This is a genomic window from Syntrophomonas sp. DTU019, from assembly GCA_913757435.1.
Classification (GTDB): Bacteria; Bacillota; Syntrophomonadia; order Syntrophomonadales; family Syntrophomonadaceae; genus DTU019.
The window spans coordinates 277584-296620 of sequence record CAJYDM010000001.1; the positions used below are offsets into that span (position 1 = coordinate 277584).

Below are 19037 nucleotides of genomic sequence, written 5' to 3' on the forward strand. Positions count from 1 at the left end.
CTTAAGCTCCTTTCCCCAATCCAATTCGCTCCAAAACGCCTTCCATGGGAATGGTGTTGGCTGCAAATCCTAATTTGTCAAGATCAATACCCATTGCCAGCCCAATCAATTGACCAATGTCAATAACGGGGATATTATACGGCCCGAACCCTCTATTCGCCAGGGCCACCTGTTCCCGGTCCAGGGCAGTATTGCAGCCTGGACAAGTGGTGGTCATAAGTTCCACTCCCTCTTCTTTGGCGCTGTCAAACTTACGTCCCAAATGCGGTTGTACCACGCTTTCTTTATGCGTAAAACCACGTCCCACCGAATAGCCGCAGCACATTCTGCGTTCCTTGTAAAATACCGGGGTGGCTCCCAAGGCTTCGTATATCTCTTCATGGAAAGTAGGCAGATCACCATCGTCTAATATCTCATACTGCTGGGCCAAATAATGGCAGCCATAATGGCTGGCGATACGCAAACCATTAAGGGGGCGAACTACTTTGGCCCGGATTTCATCCAGGAGCAGATAATACAGCTCTTGAACGTGGCGTATTCTAACCTTGCCTTGATACTCAAAACCCCATTGCCCGACTATATCATTTGCCATCTTCATGTAGGCGGGGTGGTGTTTCAATATATGAGACAACTCGGTATTGTACCCGAAACAGCCATTGCAGAAACAATACATATCCAGCCCGGCATATCTTTGCTCCACAATGGAAAGATTGCGGGCAGTAACCGCCAGTGAAGGTTCGGGAGTATGCCCTGAACAGGTTAGAATATAACCTGAACAACAGGTCTGGTCAGAGTCCATAACCACTTCTATATCTAGCTTTTTCAAGACTTCCTTTATAGCGCTCTCGGTTCCCGGATATTCCATACTGCCGGTACAGCTGCGAAAAAGGAACAATTTCTCCGGTTTGGTACCCAGGCGCTCTTGAGGTGTGATCACCCTGGGACTATTCATTTACAATTCTCCCTTCCAGATAGCTCAAGCGCAACGGCTTCTGCTCAGAATCCTGAAGCTTCTCCATAAACTCTCTAGCTCCGGTTTGTTCAAAAATGGCCTGATATTGAGCTTTAGCCTCATCTGATACTGTCGGCCAGGGTTCTGCCCCAACGCCCGTTCTGAGGCGCCCAATTTTTTCTATACCTTTCTGCCCAGGCACAAAGGTTAGACCGTGATCAAAAGCTTTAAAAACGAATTTGTTTATGCCGTTTACATATTTCTGCCCGTATCCATTTTCCAAAGCCATATAGCGCAATTGCATCATCAACAGGGGATAATTAATGTCCACCGGGCATACCCGATAGCAATTGGCGCACCAAAAACAGCGCCAGATCTCCTCACTATCCAGCAGGCGAGTTATACTGCCTGATAAAACGTCATTAATAATCGCTCTGGGATTGTATGAGGGAGTGATGGCTGCCACCGGGCAATTGCCTGTGCACTTACCACACTGCAGGCATTGCTCCAAATTCTCCACCAGGTGGTAGCGATCCACTTTGTGAATTAGTTCGGGATCCCATTCCCGGTCATGCTCTCTAGGCATTTGCATCGCTCCTTTATTATTTGGGAATATTTATTTTGGTCGATCTATTGTCACTAGTTTGCATAAACCATGCCAACTCATACAAAGCCCTATATTTCACAAACCCAGCAATAATGACAATTAAAAAGTGTCAGGTTTCAGTCTTTTTGTCCTAATTCCTGACACTTCATTAAGTATGTTCAAATTAATATGCTTAATATGCGGTTTTTCGCTGGTTACAATAAAACATCAGCCTCCTGACTTTTGCAAAATAGAGGAAGAAGAAAGCTCTCCGCGCCCCTAGATGATAGGCAATTGAGAGCTTTTCTTTTAATTGTAGGATTGTATATCTAAGCTTTGCGGATGTCTTTCAGTTTACCATACGGTAAGATTTCAGGAAGTTGTAAAGTACTTAGGATTGCCGAAAAGTCTTCATTTGATTGGTTCTTTAGATAATATGAGCTGTTGCTTTTTGCATCATCAATAACAGTAAGATTAGCACTTCGAAGAGCATCTTGGATCTTTTCGGTAGACAACTCAAGTTTTTCTTTTCTGAGTTTGTATTCTAGATACCGCTGGATTACCAAAGCCAGGTAGCACATTACGAAATGGCCGCGAATACTCGATTCTGTCCAAACAAAGATGGGTCTGGCCTCTAAATTGCTTTTCATAACCCTGAAGCTCTCCTCAATCTTCCAAAGGCCTTGATAGATCCCTATCACCTGCGCCGCTGACAGGCTTTTGTCCGAGCTTTGAATTCCATAATATCCATCGAATTGTGCATCCATTTCAACCTGATTTTCGTTGAATGAAACGTGATCGTCATCAAAAATGGCCAGTTGCACATACTTTTTGCCACCCTTTTTCATTTCTGCTTTGAGACTGGATTTGGAGTCCACAAGGCGCCGGGACTTCTCTATCAATCGTTCGCGGTCTCTACGGTCTTTCTCAGCACGTTTAGCTGACCAAGTTATCACCATATTGTCATCGAGCAAGACTTTTTCGCCATTAATCTTAACACTGTTCTGAAAATTGCAGACCTTCCATTTAAATTGCGGGCTCTCCACAGTGTAGCCCTCGTCCCCAAGAACTAGGTTCTTAATTGCTTTACTTGCAGATCGGATTTTGTATGCCATGACATAATCAAAACCTTTTGACCTGAGGTAGGCCAGGTTCTGTTTAGAATTTAGCCCACGATCAGCGGTTATTATAATCTTCTTTATGCCATAGGTTTCCCGTAAGTATTCCATAACTGGCACCAGCGTCTTAAAATCATTGGTATTTCCGGGGAACAGTTCATAGCTAATTGGGATGCCCTCATCGTCAATTAAGAGCCCCATTACGACTTGGACCTGATTTACTTTGTTGTCTTTAGAATAACCGAACTTCTTAAGTTCATCGGCTCTGACTGACTCAAAGTAATAAGTGGTAACATCGTAGAAAGCAACTCCAAGGTTGCGTGTCATTTTAAGTGATAGCTGCTTGTTCAAGTGCCTTTCCAGAGATTTCTTTTCATTGGCAAGAAAAGAAAGACTCCGGTATATTTGTTCTAAATTCATTTCCTTGGAGTTGATAAAGAACTCCTTTTGTTCAAAGCTCTTTTTCTTTGATGCCGGTTTTAGCAGCCGGAAGTAAACGAGCATAGATGTCGTATCTTTGACTTTGAACTTAAGGTTGGAATCACGCTTCTGGCGATAATCGAAGAAGTAATCAAGTTTCAATTCATCCCAGATACTCTCGTATACCTTAACGCCGTAATTACGAATAGGAAAGCCTTTAGCAGCGTCGTTATCAGATCCTTCCAGGTAATGCTGGATATCTTTAAATATTGCTTCTTGTTTAAGACTCTCGTTGAAAGCCCTGGACTCCCGGCATTCTCTGCGCAAACGATTCAGAATTCCAGGCTCCTGCGCTTCCAATTCGTCTGCACGCCCTAATACCTTAAGTACCCTGGTCTTGGGCTTCTTATTAACTGGATCCCGATAAGACTCCACGATTCTCACATATTTGATCCCTCGGCTGTTATATACCTGTAGACTGCTCATGCCTGCACCCCTCGTATGAACCAAGTATAGTATAACCATATTATAACATACATACGTTAGATATACAGTAGAGGGATATAAAAAATACCCGATAAATACTAATATTACAGCATTTACACGGGTATTCTTTTCAGCTTATCTGCAAAAGTCAGGAAAAAGTGTCAGGTTTCAGTCTTTTTGTCCTAATTCCTGACACTTCATTAAGTATGTTCAAATTAATATGCTTAATATGCGGTTTTTCGCTGGTTACAATAAAACATCAGCCTGGGCCCCACGAAATGGATACTAATGGTTCTTCTCATAAAAGCAGTGATATCGGAATATATCTCTCAAGGAATTATGCCATAGGCAGTCGGGGCTCGGGCCGGGAGGGTTTGCCGTCAATATTTAAAGCCCTCATTTTATAATACAGGGTGCTGCGCGGGATCCCCAAGAGCTGCGCTGCCTTGGCCTTGTTATATCTGGTCTGCTGCAGGGCCTGGGTGATGGCTGCCCGCTCATGCTGATCCATGATGTTATCCAGTTGTGAGGTGGCCGCTTCCAGTACATGCCGGCTGTGACTCACAGAGCTTTTCTCTACACCTTGTAAGACATCCATTACCCCTGCTTCCTCCAGGGAAAGAGCGGTAATATAATCGTCCTCCATCAGTATAACCACACTCTCCAAGAGGTTTTGCAACTGTCGTACATTGCCGGGCCAGTGGTAATCAGTCAGCAGTTTCAGAACCTCACGGTCGATGCCCTTGATATTACGTCCATACTCCATGCCTAATTTGCGCAGGAATAATCTGGTCAGGCCAGGAATATCATCCCTGCGCTCCCTCAAAGGCGGTATCTCCAGGACTACGACACTCAGCCGGTAATACAGATCACTGCGAAACAATTTCTCTTCTACCAGTTCGGCCATGTTGCGATTGGTGGCAGCTATAATACGCACATCGGCGTTAATGGGAGAAGCCCCCCCCACTCGGTAAAAACGCCGTTCTTGCAATACCCTTAGTAATTTGGCCTGCATTTCTAGTGGCAGTTCGCCAATTTCATCCAGAAACAGAGTTCCTTCATTAGCCAATTCGAACTTACCGGCTTTTCCCTGCCGATTGGCCCCGGTGAATGAGCCTGATTCATAGCCGAACATTTCGCTTTCAAAAAGGGTTTCAGGTATAGCGCTGCAGTTGATCTCTATATAAGGGTTTTTGGCCCGTTTACTGTGGTTGTATATCACCTGGGCCATAATCTCTTTTCCAGTGCCGCTTTCACCCTGTATCAATACCGTGGCGTCTGTAGCAGCCACCCTCTTGGCCTGCTGCAATACCCGCCGGGTTTCAGGGTTGACAGTGTAGAATGGTTCATCCCCTAATATATCCTGAGTTTCAATTATGCGCTCCAGCTTTCTTACTTTAACCTGGGCATTTTCTAGTCTATCTATCAACCGGCGGATATGACTGACATCCAGAGTAGTGCAAACCGCACCCAAAAAAGCTTGGTCAGAAAAAACCACCGGCACTGCGTTACGAATTACGTATAATCCATTATTCAGTTCGGTAAGTACATGTTGATAGGACTGCCTATTGTTAATGACTTTTAAAAGCAGATCGTCAGGGAAAAAATCCTCTAGTTTACGGCCGATTATCTTCGCAGCAGGCACATCAAACAGCCTTTCGGCGCCGGTATTCCAGAAATTGACCCGACCGTCGCAGTCTATAACCTGAATACCTTCGGCTATGTTTTCCAGAACTGCGTACATATGCTCACCCAGCATCTCCAGCTTGGAAGAAAAGCCGTTACAGACATCGCGGGCAGTGAGGATGCCTACCACTTCGCCTTTTTCGTTAAGCACCGGAAGGCGGCCTATGTTCCTGGACCGCATGATGTCACGTGCTCGAGTCAAACCTTCATCTTGAGTAGTTGTAATGGTTGGGTGGCTGCACAGGCTTCTTATGGGAATGCCTTGAGGCAATCCATTAGTGACGGTCCGCACCAAGGTTTCTCTGGTAACCAGGCCCATAAATACCCCTTCATCATCGACCACCACCACTTCTCCCCAGTGGTTCTTAAGGATCTGGTCCAGGACGTTTTCCACATTTTCGTCATGTTTGACCAGCCCATAGTCCTGTGTCATGGCTTCCCCAACACACAAATCAGTTATGCGCAAATCTGGCATTTTATCACATCCTTGCTACTTAAGCGGTCTGTTAAGCTGTCCCTAATTCAAAATAAAAATAGCATTGTCGATATCTTGTCCAATAAAACCAATATATAACTCTTCCTAAAGTATGAATCCATTATGATTTATGGGTATTTATGCCATATTTTGTCGAATGTCTCTGCCTAGACTACAGCTTCATCTCGCATCTTTAAAGCAATACGGATTCCAGCAGCAATTGTATATATGCATGTCTGACTGTTTCATCCTTAAGATCTACACCCATCATTTCAGTAATATAACTTCCCATTAAAATGGGGAACGACAATGCGCTCAACAAATAAAGGGTGCGCATATAGAGGGCATTTTCATCTGCCTCAGGCTTGATCTCAGACAGGACCTGTTTGATTGAGGCTATACCTTCAACTTTTAGAAATGTCATGTATTCAGCATGCTTATCGAGCGGTTTATTGTGGATGGCATGGTCGATCATTTTTTTTATTAAATCGGGATACTTATTAATTATCTCAGTATATTGATTAATAAATGCTAACAGCCTGGTTGCCGCATCTGTTTGGTCGGAATGGAGCACCGCAAAGGTTTTTCTAATCTCACTGTTGACTGTTGCCAGAGCGGTATCGATCACGCCATCTTTAGAACCGAAGTGGTAGTTTACTGCGGCTAAGTTGACATTGGCTCGGGCGGCGATTTTGCGTATGGTGATATTATGAAACCCCTCTTCGGCGATGATGTCCATGGTTGTCTTTACAATTTTTTGTTTAGTGGTCAGGTTTTCCCAGTTATTCATTACACATCCCGATTTGTTTTAAACATGGTTTGATATCAGCATAGTACATTACCCCATCAGATTCAACACTGATAATGTTACTGATTGACACCACGGGTATTCTAACCTACCATAAGGATAAGCTGAATTCAAACATCGTTTTAATTTTGCTGGATTGGGGAGGAACCATGATGGGCAACCATCTTAAGATTGGACTTGATGTTGGATCGACCACCGTCAAGCTGGTTATAATGGCTGAGGATCAGGTGATATACTCTGATTACCGTCGCCATTATGCTGAAACCAGAAGGCATACCATAGAGATACTTCAAAAAGCCCGGGAACAAATCGGCAACCGGTCCTTCACTGCTTTGATCAGCGGATCAGCCGGATTGTCTATTTCCTCCTGGTCGGGCATTGAGCATATTCAAGAGGTTATCGCCTGCAACACGGCCATAGCTCGATACATCCCGCATACCGATGTCGCCATCGAACTGGGGGGCGAGGATGCTAAAATCACCTTTTTCCGCAATGGTCTGGATCAGAGGATGAACGGCATCTGCGCCGGAGGCACCGGCGCTTTCATCGACCAGATGGCAGGCCTGTTAGGGACCGATGTCAATGGTTTGGATCGATTGGCGGCCCAGGCCCGGACAGTGTATCCGGTAGCAGCCCGCTGCGGGGTGTTCGCCAAAACAGATATACAAGTGCTTTTGAATGAAGGCGCAATTAAGGAGGATATTGCCCTTTCGGTGTTTCAGGCGGTAGTGAATCAGACTATCAGCGGTCTGGCCTGGGGCCGGTCCATAACTGGAAATGTAGCCTTTCTGGGAGGCCCCCTGGCATTTCTCCCTCAACTGCGACGCAGATTTCAGGCAACTCTGGGATTGAGTGATGATCAGGCGATTTTCCCGCTTAATGGTCAGTTCTATGTGGCCATCGGAGCAGCCCTGGCATCTGAGCATAATCAACCTTTGCGTTGGCCGGCCTTGATGAAACGCCTGGAAACCGCCTGTCAGACTGACGACCAAAAGGCTCCCCCTTTAAGCCCCTTGTTCGAAGACGAGCATGATTACGCCCGGTTCTGCACCAGGCATGAACAGCATCGGATAAAGCGTCGTGACCTGGCAGACTTTATTGGGGACTGTTATCTGGGCATAGATGCTGGTTCGACCACTACTAAAGCTGCTCTCATCGATTCCGAGGGGAGTCTGTTGTATTCTTATTATGCTAATAATTCCGGCAGTCCCCTCGGTTCAGCCCTTAATATTTTGAATGATCTGTTTTCTTGCTGGCCGTCAGAGGCCAATCTAGCCTGCACGGCAGTGACCGGCTATGGCGAAGCTCTGCTTAAGGCAGCCCTACATACTGATGTAGGTGAAGTCGAAACTGTAGCCCACTATACCGCCGCCAAGTTTTTCAACCCTGAAGTCGACTTTATCCTGGACATTGGCGGACAGGATATGAAGTGCCTGCACATAACGGACGGGGCAATAGACAACATCATGCTAAATGAATCCTGTTCTTCCGGGTGCGGTTCATTTATCGAGGGTTTCGCCCATTCTTTAGATATAAGTGTACAGGATTTCGCTTCTCTGGCAGTCAGCTCCAAATCACCGGTCGACCTGGGTTCACGCTGTACCGTTTTTATGAATTCAATGGTAAAACAAGCCCAAAAAGAGGGGGCCTCGGTGGGCGACATCTCCGCCGGGCTCTCTTATGCGGTTATCAAGAACGCTCTATTCAAAGTAATAAAAATGAGGAGTCCCGCTGACCTGGGACAAAACATAGTGGTGCAGGGTGGTACTTTCCAAAATGACGCCGTCTTGAGGAGCCTGGAGATCATCTCTGGCAAAGAGGTTATAAGGCCGGATATAGCTCCCCTGATGGGGGCTTTCGGGGCCGCCCTGATCGCCAGGAATAGCAGCCGCCCAGGGCAGAAGAGCTCACTCTTGAGCCCCGACCAACTGCAACAGTTTTCAATTCAAACCCGCATGAAACGTTGCGGTGGCTGCGAAAACAACTGCATGCTCACTTTGAACAGGTTTGCCGACGGAGGGCGCTTCATTTCCGGGAACCGCTGTGAAAAGCCGGTCGTCAAAGGCAAGACACAGAATACCCCACCCAATCTGTTTGCCTACAAATATCAGCGGCTGCTGAGCTATCAACCCCTGCCTGAAACAGCGGCATCCCGAGGAGTTATCGGCATTCCCATGGTCTTGAATATGTATGAAAACTATCCCTTCTGGTTCACCTTCTTCACTGCCCTGGGATTTAGTGTCCGCATTTCACCGCGCTCTTCACGTTCGCTGTATGAATCGGGCAGTCACACCATTCCCTCGGATACTGCTTGTTTTCCTGCGAAACTGGCCCATGGCCATATAGCTGCTCTGATCGAGCAAGGCATAAGAGTTATTTTTTATCCTTCCATCATTCATGAGCAAAAGGAACAAGCCGAGGCCAACCACCATTTCAATTGTCCAATGGTGATCTCTTATCCCGAAGTAATCAGAAACAACATGGAAATGATCGGGGAGCAACAGGTTGTATTTATGAACCCCTTCCTCCCCTACAGTGATCCCAAGAGGCTCATCACCCGGCTCACTGAGGAGTTTAGTGGGTTCGCTATCCCTAAGGCAGAGGTAGCCCGTGCTGTGGCTTTAGGCTTGCAGGAAGACCAAAGTTTTAAAGCCGATATCCGCCGTAAGGGGCAGGAAACACTTGATTACATTCGTAACCATGGCATCCCGGGCATCGTCCTGGCAGGCCGTCCGTATCATATCGACCCGGAGATAAACCACGGCCTGCCGGAAATAATCACTTCGTTGGGCATGGCAGTCTTGACTGAAGATTCCATAGCCTACCTGGGACAGGTTGAACGGCCTTTGAGGGTTATTGATCAGTGGATGTATCATTCACGGCTTTATGCTGCGGCTAGTTTTGTCTCCACACAGCCTGATTTGGAATTGGTTCAGCTGAACTCCTTCGGATGTGGCTTAGATGCCATTACCAGTGATCAGGTGCACGAAATCCTCAGATCCCGAGGTAAGATATACACCCTGCTTAAAATCGACGAAGGCTCCAACCTGGGCGCCGCCAGGATCAGGCTGCGCTCGCTTCAAGCCGCCATCAGGGGCAGGTCGGGCGCAGAGGTAGTTAAAACACCACATTCCTATGTTCAGCAGAGGATAGTATTTACCACTGCCATGAAAGAGCAGCATACCATCCTGTGTCCGCAGATGTCACCTATTCATTTTGAATTGCTGCAAACGGCGATGCAGAGCCACGGATATCGGATCGAGGTTTTGCCCGAAGTCGACCGAGCGGCCATTGATGAGGGCGTGAAATATGTGAACAATGATGCTTGTTATCCGGCCATCATCGTTATCGGGCAGCTCCTTTATGCCCTGCAATCAGGACGGTATGACCTGAACAACACTTCCGTAATCATTAGCCAGACTGGGGGAGGATGCCGGGCTACCAATTATATCGGCCTCTTGCGCAAAGCCCTTAAAGAAGCTGGCTTCCAGGGGATACCAGTCCTATCCGCCAATCATTACGGGTCGGAAAAAAATCCGGGCTTTAAGATCAGTGCAGGATTGATCAAAAAGGCTTTGGTCGCGGTAGTATACGGTGATTTGCTGATGAGAGTGCTGCATCGTGTACGTCCTTATGAGATCATCCCCGGCTCAGCCGACATGCTCTATAAGAGATGGGTGAAGCGCTGCCAGGCCCAGATACACTCCGGTGACAGACATGAATTTGAGGCCAACGTGAAAGGTATAATTGAAGAATTTGACCGTCTGGAGATTTCCTCACAACTCAAGCCCCGGGTGGGCATCGTGGGGGAAATACTGGTTAAATACCACCCCGCCGCCAACAATAATATCGTTCGTTTACTGGAAAATGCCGGCGCTGAGGTAATTGTGCCCGAACTGCTGGATTTCTTCCTCTACTGCGCTTACGACTACCTGTACAATTACCGTTACTTATACGGAAAGAAGCGCTATCTCTTGATTGGTAAATACCTGATCAATTACCTGGAAAAGCAACGCCGCCTGGTCAACTCCCTGCTTAACCGCAGCCGCCGTTTTTCTGCCCCCGCTTCCATATATCACAAGGCCGAGCTAGCGCAAGAAGTAATGTCACTTGGCCACCATTGCGGAGAAGGCTGGTTTCTCACCGCAGAGATGATCGATATGATCATCAGCGGGATTCCCAATATTGTCTGTTTGCAGCCTTTTGGTTGTCTGCCCAATCATGTCACCGGCAAAGGCATGTTGAAGGAAATCAAGAGGAAGTATCCACAGGCAAATATTACTGCCTTGGACTATGACCCCGGGGCTAGTGAAGTAAATCAGTTCAACCGTATCAAGTTGATGCTGGCAGTGGCATTCGCCAACCTGCAAGACTCAGCCAGCCCTACTAAACCATCCGGCATATCCTCTTACCCTTGTCTCAGTGACCACTTCCCCAGTTGACACCATACCCTTATAATAATTTGTCTCTGAGGTTTCAGTTCTGAGTCAGAACTGCAATCTCAGAGACTAATGAATTACAAAAATGAACCCACCAGAGGAACCTTGGTTCCTGGTGGGCATCAAATAAATATATATGAAAAGGAGTTAGGGGGGAATAAAACATACACCAATTATTTATGCAACATTCGTGCCATTATGCAAAGATGAACCGAATGTGTTATAGGAAGCTCACAAATATATTGTAAATGGATCTTGTTGACTGGTTTTTTAATATCTTTGTTACTTTCCATTGCGGTTATTTGACAAATTTCGACTATTGTCAGTTGATATTTGTAGCTGAGGAAGAACACGCTCGTATCATTGTAGATACAATAATGCAAAAAAATGACCCACTAGGGGATGGGTCCTAACTAATATATATAAGGAGTTGGGGGGAATTACATTCACTACCGTCTCTATAGTGCAATTTATATGCCACAATACGATGAAAAGTACAAAAAAATTACCCACCGAAGAAGCGGCGGGCTACAAATATATTGAAGAGGAGTTTAGAAAGGCTAATTAATATTGTAAGATCATGTTAAATGATCTGTCCTAATTTGTCCCCAATCAAAAAAATATATACGGCTGAGTGACGCTTAAAGTAAAGACAACGCCATCCAATATTAAACTAATGCAACATCTGTGCCAATTAAATAATAGCATCAATGGTCCAAAATTGGCAACCCAATTTCGCCGAAACGTTTCTATTTGTTCTAAATTCCGACAAAAGTGTCCATTTGTGTTTCAGCATTTGTACACATACAACTGGCCTTTTCTATCAACCGAACTATACCCCAGGAAGAGACTCTACTCAGGTATATGTCCTCCCTTTGGGATAATCTCATTCTGATTCTGAGCCGCATAGCTGTGGCAGTGAGGCAGTACGTTCATTGGACTCTGCTTCAGGATCTGGCTGGTGGTCAGTCTCCCTCCGCAAGTTCTTCATTTCAAAAAATATCATGGTAGCGGACAGTGTAATTGCCAGGCCATCTGCAATCGGCGCCGACCGCCATACTCCTTCTGCACCCCAAAAGCGAGGCAAAACTAACAGCAACGGGATGAAAAACAGGATCTGCCTGGAGAGGCTTAAAACTGCAGCCTGGCGGGCTTTGCCCACTGCCTGAAAATAGGTGGTGCTGACTATTTGAAAACCCACCAGGGGGATCAAAGCCATGTATATAAGCATGGCATGGGTGGTAAAGGCAATCAATTCGGTGTCACCTTCGCAAAACATACCCACCAGTTGCTCAGGCCAGATATGCAGCGCCAGGTAGCCTATCAGTACTATGCCGGTGCCTGCCAGAACCGCCAACCTCCAGGTTTCACTGACCCTCTTATACAGCCGGGCCCCATAATTATATCCGATCAAGGGCTGGGCACCCTGGGCCACTCCAAGTACCGGCATGAACAATAATGTAGCTATACTCATTACTATGCCAATGGCAGACAGGGCCATATCACCGCCATATGTTTTCAGTGTATTGTTGAGAATTATCTGCTGTACGCTGGCCGCCATCTGCATAGCAAACTGCCCAAAGCCTATAGCCATGATCCCCGAAAGAACCACCCACCTGGGCCGCAGGTTAATTAACCGAATTTTAACCAGACTGCGACCGGTGACAAAATAAGCGATGACCCATAGAGCGGATATCAATTGGGCTAATATAGTGGCAAAGGCAGAGCCTTTCATGCCCCAACCAAAAATAAAGATAAATACGTAATTGAGAATAATATTGAACAGCGCACCTATTAATTGGGTGTACATAGCTACTTGAGGATTGCCTTCGGCACGGATAAAATTATTGGCCCCCATACTTATGGAACCAAACACTGCCCCCAGCATGATTATCTGGGTGAAGTCCATAGCATAAGGCAAAACATCGGGACTGGCTCCACAAAAGACCAGGATCGGTTCGGAAAAAACAAAAAACAGCCCTGCCACCGCTGCTGGCATCAATACCAGCATGGTCATGGCATTACCGGCGATCCGCTCGGCTTCTTCTTTTTTCTGCTCGCCCAGGCGAATGGAGATCAAAGCTGTTGCCCCTACCCCCACCAAGATAGATACCGCCATCAATACCACCATTAACGGAAAGGCGACAGTAACACCCGCAATGCCCAAAGACCCAATTCCCCTACCAATAAAAATGCGATCGATGACATTGTATAGAGAGTTGACCAGCATGCCGATGATGGCCGGCAGCGAGAAGCTCCATAACAGTCGGCCTATGCTTTTCTCCCGCAGTTCCAACGAACGATCCATAATTGCTCCTTCCCTATTTCAATGCTTATAATCTCTTCGTAAAATCCACCACATAACGGAGATTTTCTAAAAATCGATCCATTTCCTGGGGGGGCACATCTTTAAAAAGGTCTCCCAGCAATGCGGCGTAGACTTCCATGGTCTTTTCCATGTGCGCCATGCCCGATTTGCTCAATGACAATATCACCCTGCGGCGATCATCTGGATCAGCCCTGCGCACTATCATATCCATGGCTTCCAACTGGTCTATCATAGTGGTAAGGCTGCCCTTTTCGATATCCAGCCTGCGGCCGATTTCGGTTGCGGTCAATCCATCATAGCGGAATAACAGATTAATGATCTTAAACTGGTTTTTGCTCATCTGCTGACAGCAGGTTTGATTTTTGCGCATTTGGACAAACAGCTTTTCGTGGCAGAAGCCTAAAAAGCCCATCATCAAAGTATGGATCTCCCTGGTGCCCTCGTGATACATGGCTTACTCCTTGAAAAATTGTTAGATATCTTACTGTTAGAAAACTACTATATTTTATTACAAGCCAGCCTACCGGTCAACTTTTATTTAATCACTCTATGCTCAACCCGATTTGAGGACAGTTGCCGTGATATATAGGTACGGCGAAAAAAGAGCCTGATAGGCTCTTTTGTGGTTTAAATATCGCATATGCTGAAGATATGGATCCTAATGCTGTATCAACAACAGGCCGAGCAAACACAGCACTACACCGAATATGTTCTGCAGGGTGAGTTGCTCTTTATAAAAAATAATGCCAATTAACACCAGCAGTGCCGCTACCATCACGTTAGCTACTCCGGCAGCCAGACTGATTTTCCATCCTGCCCGGTAGGCCAGCAGAAAGCCGGCCTCAAGCCCTATTATAGAGAAGCCCAGGGCTATACTGGCCCAATGGATCTGTTTATAAAACGCTATTCCGGAGCCATTTCCCTGGAAGAAGGGCAGAGCTACCAGGCAGGCGATAGCAGCAGTCAGATAAGTTACTACCAGGGTAACCAGGGGACTAATATTGGATGGTATTGCTTTTTGAAAGATATGATACAGAACGTTTGATACAACAGCCAGACCTATTCCCAGGTAATTCATAGTCAACCTCTCATAGCCCGCGCAATTTTGTCTACGGATAGTACAGGCATTATTGCGATTATAAGAGACCCGCGAATTTTCGTCAAATATTGCATTACGATTAATGTTGGTAATACGCCATCGCCTGTATAAGTTGTCTTACTTCAGGGGCCTGGCGTATTTTCCTGACAAACCAGCAGCCATTAATTATAATGACACTAGGGTTGTTCGGACAAGTAATATTGGATAATAGGGATTATTGTTTAAGGCAGGAAAATTAGCTCTGATATGAAAAGTAATGCTATCGTGCTATCCAAGATTAATAAATTCTACGGTGAACAGCAGGTCCTCAAGGACATCGACCTGGAGGTACCTCATGGCCAGATATTTGGCCTGCTGGGGCCTTCCGGCTGCGGCAAGACCACTATGGTAAAAATTATTGCGGGCATTCTGGAGTCCACCTCCGGCCAGACCTATGTACTTGAGCAACGTATGCCCGACTTGAACGCAATGAACCAGATCGGATACATGTCACAGTCGGATGCTTTATATGAAAATCTTACCGCTGCTGAAAACCTTCATTTCTTCGGTTCCATCTATGGGATGAACAAAGCGGAGGTAAATAGTCGGGCGGTGGAAGTGATGGAACTGGTCAGCCTGGGTGATGATCTGCAGAAACCGGTTAACGCTTATTCGGGCGGCATGAAACGGCGGCTTTCCCTGGCTATCGCCTTACTGCACAACCCTCCCCTTCTGGTTCTGGATGAGCCTACCGTGGGTATTGATCCGCTGCTGCGCCAGAGCATTTGGAAGGAACTGAATAACCTGGCCGACCGAGGTGTGAGTATACTCCTGACTACACATGTGATGGACGAAGCCGAAAAGTGCCATCAGCTTGCCATGATGCGGGAGGGCAGGCTTATTGCCACCGGAACCTCACAGGAACTGCAGAGCCGCATCGGTGCCAGCAGCATCGAGTCAGCCTTTATTTATTATGGAGGTCATCAGCATGAGGGTTAGAGCCCTGGTTTGGCGAATATTACACCAACTGCGCCATGACCGCCGTACCCTGGCGTTGATGCTGGGCGCCCCCATCCTGGTCCTCACCCTGTTATATTTCATTTTGGCCGAATCGCAACCGATAGTTAAGGTAGCAATCATAAATGCTCCGGCAGAATACGTTGAGCGACTGGATGATTATAATATCATGGCCTTCCGCTACCCACCCCGTGAGGCCAGGCAATCCTTGGAGCAGGGGGAGGTGGTGGCCGTAATAAATATGGTCAGCAATGTCGCTCAGGTGGAAATTGACGCCAGTAATCCCTCCAAAGCCAATATGGTTTTATCAGCCATAGAACAGGCCAAAATGGTAAAGCCCGATGTTCGACAGGATCTGCAAACCGAAGTGTCCTATGTTTACGGCTTTGAAGACCTGCCCATGTTCGATACCTACGGGGCGGTTTTAATAGGGTTCATGGTATTTTTCTTTGTCTTCCTGGTAGCAGGGATATCATTTCTGCAGGAACGGACTTCAGGAACCCTGGAGAGGCTCTTGTCCACCCCCATCAAACGCTGGGAGATCGTGGCCGGATATGTGATCGGCTTTGGCCTGGTGACAGTCCTGCAATCGTTTATTATCTCCTGGTACTGTGTATACGTCTTGAAGATAGTCATGGTCGGGTCTTTTGCCCTGGTGCTGTTGATCACCCTGCTATCTGCCATGGTAGCCCTGACCTTGGGCATACTTGCTTCCACAGCCGCATCCAGCGAATTTCAGATGATGCAGTTCATCCCCATAGTTATAATTCCTCAGGTGTTTTTTAGCGGCTTATTCGATCTATCGCCAGCCCTGCAGGTGGTAGAGATGTTCATGCCTCTGCACTACATCGCTGACGCATTGCGGCAGGTGATGATAAAAGGACAGGGACTGGCTGCCATTAGTTTCGATCTGGCAGTTATGCTTGGCTGTTCAGTTGTTTTTATGGTACTCAACACCGCTTTATTAAAGAAATATCGGCAAATTTAATAGAAATGAGGGGAATGTGGTGCGACAGAAAACTACACTTATAGCCCTTTTCCTGGCCGTCTTATTGCTCAGCGGATGCTCGGGATCAGACTTGAAGCTGCACGGTATAGTGGAAACCGAGGTTTACTCCCAATACTGCGAGGTGTCAGGTAAGATCTTAGATTTTCCGGCAACATTGGGCCAAAAAGTCAAGCGGGGTGATATTGTAGCGATTATCGATGACAGCAATGAAAGATACCTTTTGGAACAACTGCAGTCCGGCTTGAACAAAAAGAAGGCAGCCCTGGCCGATTTGCAGAGTGCGATCGATCCTGCTGAAATTAAACAGGCTCAAAACAATGTCACCCTGGCTGAACAGGCTTATGAAGGTGCTCGTCTCAGCCTGCAGCTAGCCCAGCAGAAATACAGTGATATTCAAGCTTTATTCGAAGCCGGGGGCATTTCCCAAACATCCTGCGATGATGCCAAATATCAGCTCGATCTGGCCACCATTGCTTTCGCGTCGTCCGGATTGCAGGTCGACAACGCGCGCCAGAGGCTGATCATCCTGCAAAAAGGCCCTGACCGGGAGAAGATCACGGCAGCCCAGGCTGATATCGAGCTGACCGAGAGCCAGATACGTCAGTCACAGGCCAATCTTTCCAAATATAAAATAGTTGCCCTGAGTGACGGAATTGTGATCACAAAGAATTACCTAACCGGTGATATGGTAAACGTGGGTGCCAATCTAGCCGAAATAGCATCTCAGCAGGATAAATACCTGGTGGCTTATGTTCCAGTTGATTCGGCCAACCTTATCGATTATGGTCAGGAATTATCGATATTCAAAGGAAAAAATGAGTATAAAGGCACAGTCAGTTTCATTGACCTGGAGGCCAAATACACCCCCAAAGACATGCAGACCAGCGCTAATAAGAATAAGGACAGCATCAAGATCAAGATCAAGCTAGCCGCCGATAATCCCCTCAAGCCCGGGGAGATGGCAGAACTGGTGATCAGCCGCTGAAGATGTCCAAGAGGCTCCTCGATGCTTGTTTTCACTACCTCAGGACATTGCTGCGATAAGGATTATCCTCACTGATCACCACAGCCAGCAAAGTCCAGGCAGGGATATAAGCGGCCCACACCACATTCTGCATCCAGGGCTGGTATAAGGCAGTATACTGCAGATTAAAATGGACGTAGGCCACGGCCAGGTCGGATACGAGCATCAGAATAGCTGAGATTGCCAACAGCAAGGCGATCTTAATACGGTAATACCTTCTGAAAATGGTGCATATCGAAGTCCATGCCATATAGTTCAGAATCACCCCAAAGCATAATACTCCTACCAGTTTCCAGACGGGGATTTCTGAAAGCGGCAAAGTAGCCAGCACCGCCAGAGAGATACTTACCAACAATATAGCACTTATTACCTCCCCCACTCCGATGCGGTAATTCTTTCGATTGGCTCCTATTAAACACAAATATGCCGCGGCAAAACCCGCTGAACCTGCCACGGTATAATCAAATCCGGTAATAGTGGGCAACAAAACCAAAAATAAATCCGCAATGGCGACGCATAACAGAGCCAGACTCATCAGTTGCTGTTCATTTCCGATTTTATTCACCCATTGTGCTGCCAGATACAGCGTAACAACGGTGATATATTTTACATATTGCACCAGGTCGTATCCGGTGAAAAAATTATCCAGGATAAGGATAAATACGGTCAAAGGCAAATATACTGACAACAAAACCCGCTGTGCGTTGTTCACTTCAAGCTGTCCTCCATTATTTGCAAGCCTCGAACTTCCGTATATTTATACGCTCAGATGGCAAGATTAAGTCTACCAAACCCATTTATATAGCCCATGGCCGTTCAATAAAAGGTCCTTATATTGCCTGATTCTCAGTTTACTACCATTTTTGGTTGAGCATTTGGGCAATCCGTGTTACCATACCCATATAGGGTATATTCATAATGCTTTGAACTTGAAAGGAGGCATCATTTAACATGGAAGTTATAAAGGCAACTCCATCCGCCATTGAGGACTTAAAAGGGATCCTGTCAGCCCAGAAGATCGCAACCAATAACCTGCGTATCATTGCCAACGTTGGGTGAGGGGGCATGGCTTTTAATCTGGTTCTGGATGAACCAGCTGAGGGTGACAAAGTCCAGGAACACCATGGTATCAAATTTACGGTGGAAAACCATATCTATGAAAATTACGGACCTTTCGTGCTGACTTCAGTTAAACACGTGAACAGGTTTTTCTGCAGCTGAGGGGAGAAAAACAGCCTGAGGGAGGCGGGTGTGATTCCTGCACCTCCTGTTAACACAGACTCAAAGATCATAAATGATGTAAAGCCTGCCAGGATTGACCTGGCAGGCTTTTTACTTGTCTTGCAACATGCGAGATGGAAGTAAAGAATAGAATTGTATAATGTGGATAATTGCTGTGTTGATGTCAAATCACATCTGACATACCACTATATACCATACCCCTCCCACCTATAACCTCTATTACAGTATACTTCGCCCATTGCACCATCCTTTCACCTCCATCCAAAACAATATACCCATATTTACCAAAAGGTAGCGGCAGAAAAAAGTCGAATTATCTAGGCGCAGGGTGAAAGAACATTTCCTGGATTATTATCAAAACCGCCTCA

General features: G+C 46.5%; 14 protein-coding genes. 5 read left to right on the top strand and 9 right to left on the bottom strand.

Features of this window, described 5'->3' with window-relative positions:
- Position 1: 1 nt before the first annotated feature.
- The 5 genes from AC15IQ_RS01420 to AC15IQ_RS01440 form a co-directional block, all read right to left on the bottom strand.
- The gene (locus tag AC15IQ_RS01420; RefSeq protein ID WP_483176842.1) at positions 2-952 is read right to left on the bottom strand and encodes a CoB--CoM heterodisulfide reductase iron-sulfur subunit B family protein; all 951 of its coding nucleotides are present in this window, start codon (positions 950-952) and stop codon (positions 2-4) included.
- Complete coding sequence (locus AC15IQ_RS01425) at positions 945-1538, bottom strand: 4Fe-4S dicluster domain-containing protein (protein ID WP_483176843.1); 594 nt, start codon at positions 1536-1538, stop codon at positions 945-947. The genes AC15IQ_RS01420 and AC15IQ_RS01425 overlap by 8 nt, the downstream gene beginning before the upstream one ends.
- A gap of 329 nt (positions 1539-1867) precedes the next feature.
- Complete coding sequence (locus tag AC15IQ_RS01430; RefSeq protein WP_483176844.1) at positions 1868-3562, bottom strand: IS1634 family transposase; 1695 nt, start codon at positions 3560-3562, stop codon at positions 1868-1870.
- Between the two features lie 337 nt (positions 3563-3899).
- Positions 3900-5723, bottom strand: a complete 1824-nt coding sequence (locus AC15IQ_RS01435; protein ID WP_483176845.1) for a sigma 54-interacting transcriptional regulator — start codon at positions 5721-5723, stop codon at positions 3900-3902.
- Positions 5724-5916: 193 nt separating this feature from the next.
- A complete protein-coding gene (locus AC15IQ_RS01440) occupies positions 5917-6513 on the bottom strand; it encodes a TetR/AcrR family transcriptional regulator (protein WP_483176847.1) in 597 nt (198 codons plus the stop codon).
- 170 nt (positions 6514-6683) lie between these two features.
- Here AC15IQ_RS01440 and AC15IQ_RS01445 point away from each other — a divergent pair, with 170 nt between their 5' ends.
- Entirely contained in the window at positions 6684-10973 is a 4290-nt protein-coding gene (locus AC15IQ_RS01445) for an acyl-CoA dehydratase activase-related protein (RefSeq protein ID WP_483177722.1), read from the top strand.
- 883 nt (positions 10974-11856) lie between these two features.
- On the opposite strand, the gene AC15IQ_RS01450 is transcribed toward AC15IQ_RS01445, so the two are convergent.
- The 3 genes from AC15IQ_RS01450 to AC15IQ_RS01460 form a co-directional block, all read right to left on the bottom strand.
- Positions 11857-13278, bottom strand: a complete 1422-nt coding sequence (locus AC15IQ_RS01450) for an MATE family efflux transporter (protein WP_483176848.1) — start codon at positions 13276-13278, stop codon at positions 11857-11859.
- A gap of 25 nt (positions 13279-13303) precedes the next feature.
- Entirely contained in the window at positions 13304-13750 is a 447-nt protein-coding gene (locus tag AC15IQ_RS01455; RefSeq protein WP_483176849.1) for a MarR family winged helix-turn-helix transcriptional regulator, read from the bottom strand.
- A gap of 207 nt (positions 13751-13957) precedes the next feature.
- Complete coding sequence (locus AC15IQ_RS01460; RefSeq protein ID WP_483176850.1) at positions 13958-14377, bottom strand: EamA family transporter; 420 nt, start codon at positions 14375-14377, stop codon at positions 13958-13960.
- 267 nt (positions 14378-14644) lie between these two features.
- Between AC15IQ_RS01460 and AC15IQ_RS01465 the strand changes: the two genes are divergently transcribed.
- The 3 genes from AC15IQ_RS01465 to AC15IQ_RS01475 are packed head-to-tail and all read left to right on the top strand — an operon-like array spanning position 14645 to position 17388.
- The gene (locus AC15IQ_RS01465; RefSeq protein ID WP_483176852.1) at positions 14645-15376 is read left to right on the top strand and encodes an ABC transporter ATP-binding protein; all 732 of its coding nucleotides are present in this window, start codon (positions 14645-14647) and stop codon (positions 15374-15376) included.
- Positions 15366-16382 carry an ABC transporter permease gene (locus AC15IQ_RS01470; RefSeq protein ID WP_483176853.1) on the top strand — a complete coding sequence of 339 codons (1017 nt, stop codon included), beginning with the start codon at positions 15366-15368 and terminating at the stop codon, positions 16380-16382. Before AC15IQ_RS01465 ends, AC15IQ_RS01470 begins: the two co-directional genes overlap by 11 nt.
- A gap of 19 nt (positions 16383-16401) precedes the next feature.
- Positions 16402-17388: an HlyD family secretion protein gene (locus tag AC15IQ_RS01475; RefSeq protein WP_483176854.1), complete on the top strand. Its 987-nt coding sequence runs from the start codon at positions 16402-16404 to the stop codon at positions 17386-17388.
- Between the two features lie 34 nt (positions 17389-17422).
- Here the strand turns inward: AC15IQ_RS01475 and AC15IQ_RS01480 are convergent, their stop codons facing one another.
- Positions 17423-18139 carry a lysoplasmalogenase family protein gene (locus AC15IQ_RS01480; RefSeq protein ID WP_483176855.1) on the bottom strand — a complete coding sequence of 239 codons (717 nt, stop codon included), beginning with the start codon at positions 18137-18139 and terminating at the stop codon, positions 17423-17425.
- A 353-nt stretch (positions 18140-18492) separates the two neighbouring features.
- On the opposite strand from AC15IQ_RS01480, the gene AC15IQ_RS01485 reads away from it, so the two are divergent.
- Complete coding sequence (locus tag AC15IQ_RS01485) at positions 18493-18648, top strand: iron-sulfur cluster assembly accessory protein (protein WP_483176856.1); 156 nt, start codon at positions 18493-18495, stop codon at positions 18646-18648.
- Positions 18649-19037 lie beyond the last annotated feature (389 nt).